At 37.5% G+C, this 11,159-nt stretch carries 11 protein-coding genes; 5 read left to right on the top strand and 6 right to left on the bottom strand.

The genetic code is table 11. The features are described from left to right. Nucleotides 1-9: 9 nt before the first annotated feature. On the bottom strand, nucleotides 10-999 hold the full coding sequence (locus tag RMO03_RS02475; protein ID WP_309640501.1) for an acyl-ACP desaturase: 990 nt from the start codon (nucleotides 997-999) through the stop codon (nucleotides 10-12). A 57-nt stretch (nucleotides 1,000-1,056) separates the two neighbouring features. Then, the gene (locus RMO03_RS02470) at nucleotides 1,057-1,788 is read right to left on the bottom strand and encodes a lysophospholipid acyltransferase family protein (RefSeq protein ID WP_309640500.1); all 732 of its coding nucleotides are present in this window, start codon (nucleotides 1,786-1,788) and stop codon (nucleotides 1,057-1,059) included. Between the two features lie 181 nt (nucleotides 1,789-1,969). Here RMO03_RS02470 and RMO03_RS02465 point away from each other — a divergent pair, with 181 nt between their 5' ends. Further along, nucleotides 1,970-2,776 (top strand): hypothetical protein, encoded by an 807-nt coding sequence (locus RMO03_RS02465; RefSeq protein WP_309640499.1) that lies wholly within the window; start codon nucleotides 1,970-1,972, stop codon nucleotides 2,774-2,776. A gap of 125 nt (nucleotides 2,777-2,901) precedes the next feature. After that, nucleotides 2,902-3,906 (top strand): recombinase RecA, encoded by a 1,005-nt coding sequence (gene recA / locus RMO03_RS02460; RefSeq protein WP_309640498.1) that lies wholly within the window; start codon nucleotides 2,902-2,904, stop codon nucleotides 3,904-3,906. A 94-nt stretch (nucleotides 3,907-4,000) separates the two neighbouring features. On the opposite strand, the gene RMO03_RS02455 is transcribed toward recA, so the two are convergent. Then, complete coding sequence (locus tag RMO03_RS02455; protein ID WP_309640497.1) at nucleotides 4,001-4,744, bottom strand: lysophospholipid acyltransferase family protein; 744 nt, start codon at nucleotides 4,742-4,744, stop codon at nucleotides 4,001-4,003. A gap of 69 nt (nucleotides 4,745-4,813) precedes the next feature. On the opposite strand from RMO03_RS02455, the gene trpS reads away from it, so the two are divergent. Next, nucleotides 4,814-5,794, top strand: a complete 981-nt coding sequence (trpS, locus tag RMO03_RS02450; RefSeq protein WP_309640496.1) for a tryptophan--tRNA ligase — start codon at nucleotides 4,814-4,816, stop codon at nucleotides 5,792-5,794. 2 nt (nucleotides 5,795-5,796) lie between these two features. Here the strand turns inward: trpS and dprA are convergent, their stop codons facing one another. After that, a complete protein-coding gene (dprA, locus tag RMO03_RS02445) occupies nucleotides 5,797-6,897 on the bottom strand; it encodes a DNA-processing protein DprA (RefSeq protein ID WP_309640495.1) in 1,101 nt (366 codons plus the stop codon). Nucleotides 6,898-6,998: 101 nt separating this feature from the next. On the opposite strand from dprA, the gene RMO03_RS02440 reads away from it, so the two are divergent. After that, nucleotides 6,999-7,964, top strand: coding sequence for an SPOR domain-containing protein (locus RMO03_RS02440; protein WP_309640494.1), 966 nt, complete (start codon nucleotides 6,999-7,001; stop codon nucleotides 7,962-7,964). 61 nt (nucleotides 7,965-8,025) lie between these two features. Then, nucleotides 8,026-8,535: an acyl-CoA thioesterase gene (locus RMO03_RS02435; RefSeq protein WP_309640493.1), complete on the top strand. Its 510-nt coding sequence runs from the start codon at nucleotides 8,026-8,028 to the stop codon at nucleotides 8,533-8,535. A 78-nt stretch (nucleotides 8,536-8,613) separates the two neighbouring features. Here the strand turns inward: RMO03_RS02435 and RMO03_RS02430 are convergent, their stop codons facing one another. Next, a complete protein-coding gene (locus tag RMO03_RS02430) occupies nucleotides 8,614-9,873 on the bottom strand; it encodes a T9SS type A sorting domain-containing protein (RefSeq protein ID WP_309640492.1) in 1,260 nt (419 codons plus the stop codon). Nucleotides 9,874-9,879: 6 nt separating this feature from the next. Continuing rightward, the gene (locus RMO03_RS02425) at nucleotides 9,880-11,145 is read right to left on the bottom strand and encodes a peptidoglycan DD-metalloendopeptidase family protein (protein ID WP_309640491.1); all 1,266 of its coding nucleotides are present in this window, start codon (nucleotides 11,143-11,145) and stop codon (nucleotides 9,880-9,882) included. Nucleotides 11,146-11,159 lie beyond the last annotated feature (14 nt).

Here is an 11,159-nt window from a genome sequence, read left to right as displayed (position 1 = left end):
TTTTTTCTATTATCTAATCAAAGCGGGTTCAACCCATTTGAAGATTGTTGACTCAGCAGGAATGACTAATCTTTCAGAAACTTTTGCCATTCTTGCCGGAAGTTTCATTAGATAATCTCTTGCTTTTTCCGCTTCATCTGTCAGACCAGAAAGCTTATCTACTTCCCAACGCTCAATTAGCTTTTGCATGATATCAACATAATCATTGGCGGTATAAACGCCGATACGTTGCGCTGAATTGGAGAATTGTTCAAAAGCAGAACTGATTTTTTCTCCAGATTCTCTCAAAAATCCGGCAGGCATTGTGATTTTGTTGCGCATCATGTGATTGAAAGCAAGCATCATTTCACTTGGGTCGACTTTAAAAATCTGAGTCACAAACTCGCTATAGGCATGATGGTGGCGCATTTCATCGCCTGCAATCATTTTGCACATTTTCGATAATTTGTTATCGCCGTAACTTTTTGCCAATTGCGAAACGCGGTTGTGTGAAATGTAAGTTGCCAACTCCTGAAATGAAGTGTAGACGAAATTTTTGTAAGGATCACGTCCGGTTCCGATATCGAATCCGTCAGAAATTAGATGTTGTGTCGTCATTTCAACTTCACGCATATTGACACGCCCCGATAAATACAAATATTTATTAAGCACATCACCGTGACGGTTTTCTTCACCAGTCCATTGACGCACCCATTTCGACCAAGCATTTCTTTCTACATTATCAACGCCTTCCACATCCATCAACCAAGATTCATAGGTTGGTAAAGCTTCTTCGGTAATCGTATCGCCGACCATCGCTACCCAAAAATCGTAGGGTAAATCTTTCGCCAATTCGCGCAATTCTTTGACTTCTTCAAAAAAAGTATCGCTTTCAGAATTGGGTAAAAAGTCCGATGGTTGCCATATTTTTTCTACCGGAATCAGGTATTGATCCATGAAACCATCAACTTTGTTTTCTAGAAACTGCATGACTTCTAGACGAATATTCTTTATAGACATTATTAAATAGGATTTTAGATTGAGGATTGGGATAACATCCAAGTACCGAATCTTTATTTATATTATTGAATTTACTATTGTTGCTTCTGTTTTCGCCATCAATTCATCAAACGAGAAATCTTTGACTGCCATTGGCTTATGAACGGTAAAGGTAAGGCGATTTCCCAAACCAAAAGGAAAAAAGCCAAACTTAACAAATTTCCATGAATTATTGATCGTGATCGGCACCACAAAAGCCGATGGTGCATATTTGCATAAAATCTTCAATCCACTATGCGCAAACTCTTTTGGTTTTCCGGTTTTGCTTCGTGTTCCTTCGGGAAATATTACGGCTGTACGATGGTGCAATTCGATATATTCTGCCATTTGTTTAATTGCCGGCAATGCTTGTTTTGGATCTTTTCTGTCGATGAGCGCCGAACCGCCATGACGTAAATTATATGAAATACTCGGAATGCCTTTCGACAATTCTTTTTTGCTGACAAATTTTGGATGAAATTTTCTCAAAAACCAAATGATGCCAATGATGTCATACAAACTTTGATGGTTGGCGACCATAATTAAAGGCACATTTTCGGGAATAACTTCTCGATTTTCTATTTTGTATGTGGTGCCTAAAATATGCGCCATTCGAAGCAAACAGACATTCAAATAATCGACACTTTTTTTATGCGCTTGGTATCCGAAAACATTAAAGCAAATCCATTGAATCGGATGAAAAATAACCAACAACAATAAAAACAACAGCATAGCTACCGCGGATATTGGATATGATATGATTTTTTCCATTCAAAAAAATTTTGCCAAAAGTAAGCATTTTTTTTGTGTTTTTAAGTTTGAAATGCCTTTGAATTCAATCCATTAAACCGCAAAAAATTAAAAATTAACAAATCCTCTAGAAAATCTACAGAAGCCTTGTTTTTTTAATCTTTAGGTTTGATATAGAATAACAAATCATTCAGATGAATTTATGCCAAAAAAACTTTTTATACTATCGACACTTTTTTTTTATTCGACTTTTATTTTAGGGCAAAATTGCAAACAACCCAATATTATTTTCGATACAGATTATTTTAACGCCGTAGACCATTGGGTTGTTTTGCCCGAAAAAGCAACGGATAGTACTTACTTATTAGGTTATGTTTATTTGGATGAAATTATGGGTTTTACATTGTTTTGTGAAAATACAATCACAATAAATAATAAGGAATGGATTGTAAATTCAACCACCGCAAACATTATAAAAACCACTTTAGATAAAATGACGCCTTTGGTTTATTTGCTTAGTGCGAATGACATCGAAAAAATGCATTTACCGGAAAAGCCACAATGGTTGAAAGTGTTTGATTCAATAGAAAAATCAACCGATGACTTAGTGCTTATTGGCTATCAATATAACGCTGTCGGCAAAAGCGATTTGGCGATTCCTTTTTTAAAAAAGGCATTTGCCAAAAAACCTAAAACTAAAAATTTGGCTTTCGAATTGTCGTTTGCTTTCAATGCAATTGCCGACTATGAAAAAGCAATAGCGGTTTTAAATTTGGCTTTACAATATGATGATTATAATTATATGTTGTACCGCGAATTGGGCTACGCACTTTTGAAAATTGAAAAGATTGAAGATGCCGAAAAAGCATATGAAAAAGGCCTGTCGCTTTGTGATAATGAAATCCAAAAAAGAGACATCGCGCTTGATATGGCGCAAACTTTCTTCCATTTGAAAGACATCGAAAAGTTTAAAAAATGGGCGGCAATATTGAAAAATGACAACAATTAATTGAGTCTATTTCACCAAAATAATAATGCTCATAACATTTTAATAATCCCTAAAATCTGCTCTTGTCACTTGGGAAAAAAGAACTATTTTTACGAAAAATAAGTGCAATATAAATGAAGGAAAAGATGAGTTCAGAAAAAGAATCGAAATTAAAAGCATTACAACTTACACTCGACAAACTCGACAAAACCTACGGAAAAGGAACCGTAATGAAAATGGGCGACAAAGCCGTTGAAGAAGTAGAAACCATTTCTTCAGGATCATTAGGTTTAGATTTGGCGTTAGGCGTCAACGGTTATCCAAAAGGAAGAATCATTGAAATCTACGGACCAGAATCTTCTGGTAAAACCACTTTGACATTACACGCCATTGCTGAAGCTCAAAAAGCTGGGGGCATTGCTGCTTTTATCGATGCTGAACATGCTTTCGACAGAAATTACGCAGAAAAATTAGGCGTTGATGTAGAAAATTTAATCATCTCGCAACCTGATAACGGTGAACAAGCTTTAGAAATCACCGAAAACTTAATTCGTTCCGGTGCGATTGATATTGTTGTCATCGACTCAGTGGCGGCATTAACTCCGAAAAGTGAAATTGAAGGCGAAATGGGTGATTCGAAAATGGGATTACACGCGCGTTTGATGTCGCAAGCGTTGAGAAAACTAACAGGAACCATCAGCAAAACCAATTGTACGGTTTTCTTCATCAACCAATTGAGAGAAAAAATTGGCGTAATGTTCGGAAATCCTGAAACTACAACCGGTGGAAATGCATTAAAATTCTACGCATCAATCCGTTTGGATATTCGTCGTTCGTCACAAATCAAAGATGGCGATAATGTGATTGGAAACAGAACCAAAGTGAAAGTCGTGAAAAACAAAGTAGCACCACCATTCAAAACTGCAGAATTTGATATTATGTATGGAGAAGGTGTTTCCAAAACCGGAGAGATTTTAGACTTGGCGGTTGAATTTGAAATCATCAAAAAAGCGGGTTCATGGTTCAGTTATGGAGAAACCAAATTAGGTCAAGGCCGCGATGCTGTTAAAGTATTGATCAAAGACAACCCGGAATTGGCTGATGAAATTGAACAAAAGATTAAAGCTTTTATTAAAGAAAAAGAAGCTTAAAAAAGTTAATACGGATTTCACGGATTAGCACAGATTAAATCCGTGATAATCTGTAAAATCCGTGTTATATTAAACCCGATTCGTTCGGGTTTTTTTATGCTTTTAAAAGTTGGTTGTGAATGACACTTCTGACTTGTTCTTTTACTTGCTTGATGTCTTTTTTGTTTTCAATGGTTTTGCCAATGGTAGGAATAAGTTGGTGAATGACAACCCGCATCAAACCTGGGCCACCACTAAAAAAAGTATAAGAGAATCTTTTTTTGTTATCCATGAATGTCAACGGCACAATCGGAATTTGATGTTCAATCGCTAAGCGGAAAGCCCCGTCTTTGAATTCATCGAGTAAAATCGATTCGTTATTCGGAACGCCGCCTTCGGGAAAAATACAAATGCTCATGCCTTGATTCAATCGTTTTTCGGCTCTGTTGAAAACTTCCATGCGACTTCTTGTGCTGTTTCTATCGACTAAAATGCAAGTGCGTTTGTAGAAAAATCCAAACAACGGAATCTTGGCCAATTCTTTTTTTCCGACAAAAACAAACGGATTTCGAACCACGGCAAGCGTCAACATAATGTCGGTCATCGATGTGTGGTTGGCGACGAACATATAGCTTTTGTTCATTTCGATTTCGTACTCCGAATCCACTTTATAATAAAAACCTGAAGCAAACAGAATAAATTTGGCCCAAATCCGCGCCATCACAAAAAAATACGGATACCAAGTTTCTTTAAGAATCGAAACCAACAGAAAAGGAAACATAATGATAATTGGAACTCCCATCATTATGTAGAACCAGATGCGCCAAAGCGTCCAAAAAATAATTTTAAATATTTTCATTCCCTCAAAAGTAAGAATTCAATCCTTATTTTTATCAAATCATTTACCTTTACCAAAATTTAGTTAGACATGTCCAAAATACTTACAGGCATTCAAAGTACAGGAACGCCGCATTTAGGAAATTTACTCGGAGCGATTATTCCGGCGATTGAATTGTCGAATGATCCTAAAAACGAGTCGTTTCTTTTTATAGCCGATTTACATTCGATTACTCAAATTAAAGACGGAGATCTACTGTGCAACAACACCTACAGTACTGCTGCTGCTTGGTTAGCCTGTGGGTTAAATATCGACAGGGTTATTTTCTACCGACAATCTGATGTGACACAAACAGCCGAATTAGCTTGGTATTTGACTTGTTTTTTTCCTTATCAGCGTTTAACATTGGCGCATTCTTTCAAAGACAAAGCCGATCGGTTAAGTGATGTTAATGCGGGTATATTTGTGTATCCAATGCTCATGGCGGCTGATATTTTACTGTATGATGCAGAATTTGTTCCAGTCGGGAAAGACCAATTGCAACATATTGAATTTGCTCGTGATGTGGCCTCTCGATTCAATTATCAAATGGGAGAAACTTTTGTGTTGCCAGAAGCTAAAATTGATCAACAGAAGATGTTGGTTCCTGGAACCAATGGCGGAAAAATGAGCAAATCAGCCAACAACATCATCAATATTTTTTTAGATGATAAAGCGTTGCGCAAACAAGTGATGTCTATCGAAACTGACAGTACGCCTTTGGAAGAACCTAAAAATACGGAAACGTGTAAAATTTTTGCGATTTATAAATTGCTTGCCAACGAAGAGCAAATCAAAAAGATGGCTCAAAATTATTTGAATGTCAATCGTGATTATGGTTATGGTCATGCGAAACAAGCTTTGTTTGAATTGATTGTGGAAAAATTCAAAACCGAGCGCGAAACATACAACCATTACATGAATAATTTACCCGAAATAGAAGAAGCTTTGCTCAAAGGCGCAACAAAAGCACAAGCTATTGCAAATGGTGTTTTGAGTCGAGTTCGAGAGAAATTAGGATTTCGGGGCTAATATTAAATGGCCTCAAAGTATTTTCCCGGCAATGGTCGAATGACACCTTTGAGTTCCATATTCAATAAAATTCCTGAAATTCTGAATATCGGAAAATCGCATTCGAGTGCAATGTAGTCGAGCATTTCTTTGCCGTTTTTTAAAAGGAAATCATATACTTTTTGTTCATCATCATCAAGGGTAACGAACAATTGTTTTTGTATGGGTTTCGATTTTGTTTCCAAATCCCAATTCAAATGATAAATCAAATCGGCAGCGCTCGTGAGCAATTGTGCTTTTTGGGTTTTGATTAAATTGTTGCAACCTTGACTGTATTTATCGGAAGCCCTACCCGGCACAGCAAAAACATCGCGGTTGTAATCGTTGGCTACGTTTGCAGTGATTAACGAACCGCCTTTGTCGGCAGATTCAATGACAATGGTCGCTTCAGAAATTCCGGCTACGATGCGATTTCTTCGAATGAAATTTTCTCTTTCGGGACTTGATGTACTCCAAAATTCTGTCAAAAACCCTCCGTTTTCTGCTATTTTGTGAACGTATTTTTTATGTGTTTTGGGATAGATCTGATTCAACCCATGCGCTAAAACACCAACCGTTTGCAATTGATTTTCTAGCGCTGCTTGATGCGCAACAATGTCGACACCGTAAGCAAAACCACTCACGATTACAGGATTTAACGGTGCTAAATCTGTGATGAGGTTTTTGCAAAAATCCATTCCGTAAGAAGTGATTTGTCGCGTTCCGACGATGCTGATGATTTTTCTGTTCTTTAAATGAATGTTGCCCGATGAGAAAAGCAACACCGGCCCATCGACGCAATGTTTGAGGCGATCGGGATAATTTTCATCTAAGAAATAAGAAACATCGATGGCGTTTTTTTCAATAAAAAGCAGTTCGGCTTCGGCTTTTTGAAAAATGGTTTTATCTTTGAGTTTTTGCAATAAAAAGTTTCCAATGCCATCAATGGCGGTCAATCGAGAAGCTTTTGTTTTAAAAATCAAAGCGGGTTCTTCGAAGTGTGTCAGTAATTTTTTGGCGACGATATCGCCCACACCTTCTACTTTTAGCAAGGCTAATACATAAAATAAATCTTCGTGGCGCATAGTAACTGTTTGAAACTGAAAAGTATAAAATTTATCGCATATGTTAATAAAAATTGTGAATAAAATTTTGCCACTATTTGCGATTGTATAACTTTGTTGCTATGAAAATCGAGCATTATATTTCACAGCTTTTATACCGCCATCAATGTGTAACCGTTCCTGGTTTCGGAGCGTTTTTAACCGAAATACAATCGGCACATTTGCATGAAAACACCAATTCGTTTTACCCACCGAAAAAAGTCATTTCATTCAATTCGCATTTGAAAAACAATGATGGATTGCTCGCGAATCATATTGCTCAGATTGAAAAATCTACCTACGAAAATGCTGTTGCTTCGATAGAAAGTGAAGTAGTGATTTGGAATTCGATTCTTCAGGTAAACGAGAAATTTACTTTAAAAAACATTGGGGAACTTTCATTAAACTCCGAAAAGAACTTAGTGTTTACACCATCGGAAAATATCAATTATCTCAAAGAATCATTCGGATTGAATTCGTTTGTTTCGCCGGCGATAAAAAGAGAGCAATACAAACAAGAAGCGGAAACTTTCTACAAAGAAGAATTCGTTGAAGAAGTTGCTGTTGAAGAAAAAGAAACTATAGCTTTTGAGCCCGAAGTTAGAAAAAAGCGCAGTTATTTAAAATACGCAGCGATTATTGTTTTGGCATTGTCCGCAACAGGTTCTATAGGCTTTAAATTGTATCAAGACCATATCGATCAAGAAACTTTATTGGTTGAAACGGCGGTGCAAAAACAAGTACAAAATAAAATTCAGGAAGCTACATTCTTAATCGATAATACACTGCCTACAGTAACGCTTACCGTTACCTCAGAAAAACTATCGTATCATATTGTGGCCGGCGCTTTCAGAAATGAAGAAAACGCCCAAAACGTATACAACGACTTATTAAAATCAGGATTTAAAGCACGTCGCATAGCGCCCAACAAACACGGATTGTTTCCGGTTTTATACGGCAGTTATGCCACAAATGCTGAAGCACAGGAAGCCATGACTAAAATTCATGAAACCAACCCCGACGCTTGGTTGCTTGTAAAAGCACTTTAAAATATATCCCGTAACGCACGGGATTTTTTATGTCTTGTGATTATCTTTGCAAAAAAAAAACATGCATCCGAAACATCCTTCAGAATCATTAACCATCTTGACTGATTTGGTTTTGCCGAGTGAAACCAATCCATTGAACAATCTTTTTGGTGGTGAATTGTTAGCACGAATGGACCGAGCCGCAAGTATTGCTGCCAGAAGACATTCTCGAAGAATTACTGTAACAGCTTCTGTGAATCACGTCGCTTTTAATAGGGCCATTCCTTTGGGAAGTGTTGTGACTGTGGAAGCCAAAGTGTCGAGAAGTTTCAAAAGTTCGATGGAAATTTTTCTTGATGTTTGGGTAGAAGACCGCGAATCAGGAATTAGAAGCAAAGCCAATGAAGCAATTTATACGTTTGTTGCCGTTGATGATATGGGAAGACCGGTTGAAGTTCCGCCAGTAGTTCCGGAAACGGAATTAGAGCACGAACGTTTCGAAGCTGCCTTGCGAAGAAAACAATTGAGTTTGGTGTTGGCGGGAAAAATGAAACCTAGTGAAGCGACTGAATTGAAAGCTTTGTTTGAGTAAAAAATGGCTCGCAAAGACCGAAGGCGCAAAGAAAAAAATCAATTGAATACTTGGCGGCTCTGCGTTTTTGCGAGAAAATTAATTCTTCAAAAACTTGATATTCTGCATCACGCCATCAATCTTCATTTGCAAAATATAATGACCGGTTTTTAAATTTGAAACCGAAATCTTCAATGACTTTTCGGTTGCCGTATTTCCTTTTCCTGTTAAAACGATTTGTCCTAATGAATTTATGACGGTGTAATTCCCATCAAAATTCCCATTAAAAGAAACAGTAATTATATCGCTACTTGGATTCGGATACAATTGGATTTCATTTTTTGATGACTCAAACGAACCGTTGCTTAAGAACGGAGCCGTAATAACATTAGATTGTGCGGAACAATTATTTTGAGTAACAACGCAATAATAATCACCTTGTATTGTTGGTACATAAGTTTGTTCTGTTGCACCATCGATTAATACACCTTCCAAATACCATTGATACGATTGAAAAGTGGTAGTCGTAGTCAAAGTAACATTGCCATAAACAATGACCGCAATCGGAAGATCAATCGAGGTTAGTGTGATGGTATTGTTTGCATTGGTATTGCCAATAATATCATTCGTTGCACCAAACTTACAATCCAAATCCGCAGGACTGCTTAACACTGTTGGAAGCACGGTATGCGTTCCGGTTAACGAAGCATCAAATTTATTAAGTCGATTATTTCCCCACGAAGAAACATAATAATTCCCACAGCTGTCTCTTGTAATACCATCGCAATTGCTAAGCGTTGTTGCTAATACCGTTGAAGTCGCATTGGTCGTTAAATTGATAGCCATGATTGGCGCATTGGTTCCCCAAGTCACATACACACAGCGATTGTTTTCACCGTCATATATAATTCCGTTAGGGGTTTTGGCAAGTCCCGAAGCGATTGTTGTAAACGAAAGTGCATTGACATCGATTTTAAAAATCTTCTTCGCTGTGAAGTCTGTTGCGTATAAAAAGTTACTGCCGTCAGATGTAATTCCATTCAAAAAAGTCGCGTTCAGATTGAGCGTAAAAACAATGCTACCCGAAGTCAAATTATAACCTCGGATGAATCCGCCTTCACACGAATATAAAACATCGCCTAGAATCTCAATGCCATATGGCCCAGAAGGAATAGCGGTCACAAAATTGCTCAAAGTGCCGCTTTCGCTTCTAGCGAGAATGGTTCCGTTTCCTTTATTTCCAATGAGCCAACGCGTATTGGCTTCGTCCCATTCGATACTTTCGGGGCCGTTTAATGCTTGTGAAAAAGTCACAGAGTATTGTAGAATACAAACAAAAACAAGTAAAATTTTTTTCATAATGAATTACATATTAAACAACCACGTCGATGGATTGTTGTAGGTTGTGTTTTGTGAAATCGTAAACTTCAACACCGTTTTTCCCGAATCACCATTGGTTCTGATGCGACCTATATTTTGTTTAATCGAAACTTTGTCGCCTTTACTCACACTCACGCTGCTGAGGTTTTGATAAACAGTAAAATAATCACCATGTTGAATCATCACGGCTTTATTTACAGGCGATAACACCATAACACTAATGACTTCACCGCCAAAAACAGCTCTAGCACTAGCACCTTGATCGGTCGTGATTTCAACGCCGCTGTTGTGCACAATCAAGGTTTTATATATCGGATGCGGTTGATCGCCGTAACCCAACGAAACAAATCCTTTCTCCACAGGCCAAGGTAATTTTCCTTTATTGGCTCTGAAATTATTGGCGATTAATTGCCCTTCGGATGTCAACACGATTTTGGTCGAAGTTTCTGTTGCTTTGGTTTCAGCGGCGGTTGTCGTTTTAGGATTTGCTTTAGCCACAGCAGAAGCGGTTTTTTTATTAGCAGCAGCAATCGCAGCTTTCAATAATTTTTGAATCTGATTGTCGATGTTGCGTGTTTCCTGTTGCTTTTTCTTAATCTCGGCAACGATTTGTTTTTTGTCTTTTTTAATCGATTGTGCCAACTCTTGTTGCACGAGTTTTTCTTTTTCTAAAGTCATTCGCTCTTTTTCATTTTCTTCAATGAGCTTTTGCTTTTGGGTTTTTTGAACGCCGATTTTCTGATTGAAATTTTCGAGTTCATTTGATTTTACTTGAATTTCTTCACCTTGCGTTTTTCGGTAACTCGCGTATTGCTTCATGTATTGCGCGCGTTTGTAGGCTTGAAGGAAATTCTGCGACGACAATAAAAACATCGCTCGACTCTGCTCAGACCGACTTTTGTATGACTTCAAAATCATCTCAGCATAATCTTCTTTGAGTGTCACCAATTCATTTTTGAGGCGGTTGATGTTGATTTGATTGATATACATATCGTTACTCAACAACTTGGTTTGCTTTTCTGTGGTGTTGATTAACTTTTGTTTGAGCTGAATTTTTTCAGTTTGAATTTGAAGCGCTTTGACCACCGTTTTTTCTTTCGATTGCACGCTTTCGAGTTGGTTTTGCTTCTCCTGAATTTCTCTTAAGATTTGCGCTTTACGTTGCTCAAGTTTTTCTTGTTGACTGGTCGGTTGGCTCCACAAAAAGGAAGTCGTCAATACCAATAAAAGACTTAGAATGCGTTTTGACATAGTATTCAATTTAG

It is taken from the genome of Flavobacterium sp. (assembly GCF_031411595.1).
GTDB lineage: Bacteria > Bacteroidota > Bacteroidia > Flavobacteriales > Flavobacteriaceae > Flavobacterium.
Note: the sequence above shows the minus strand (reverse complement) of the source record. Positions and strands in the feature narration are given on the sequence as shown.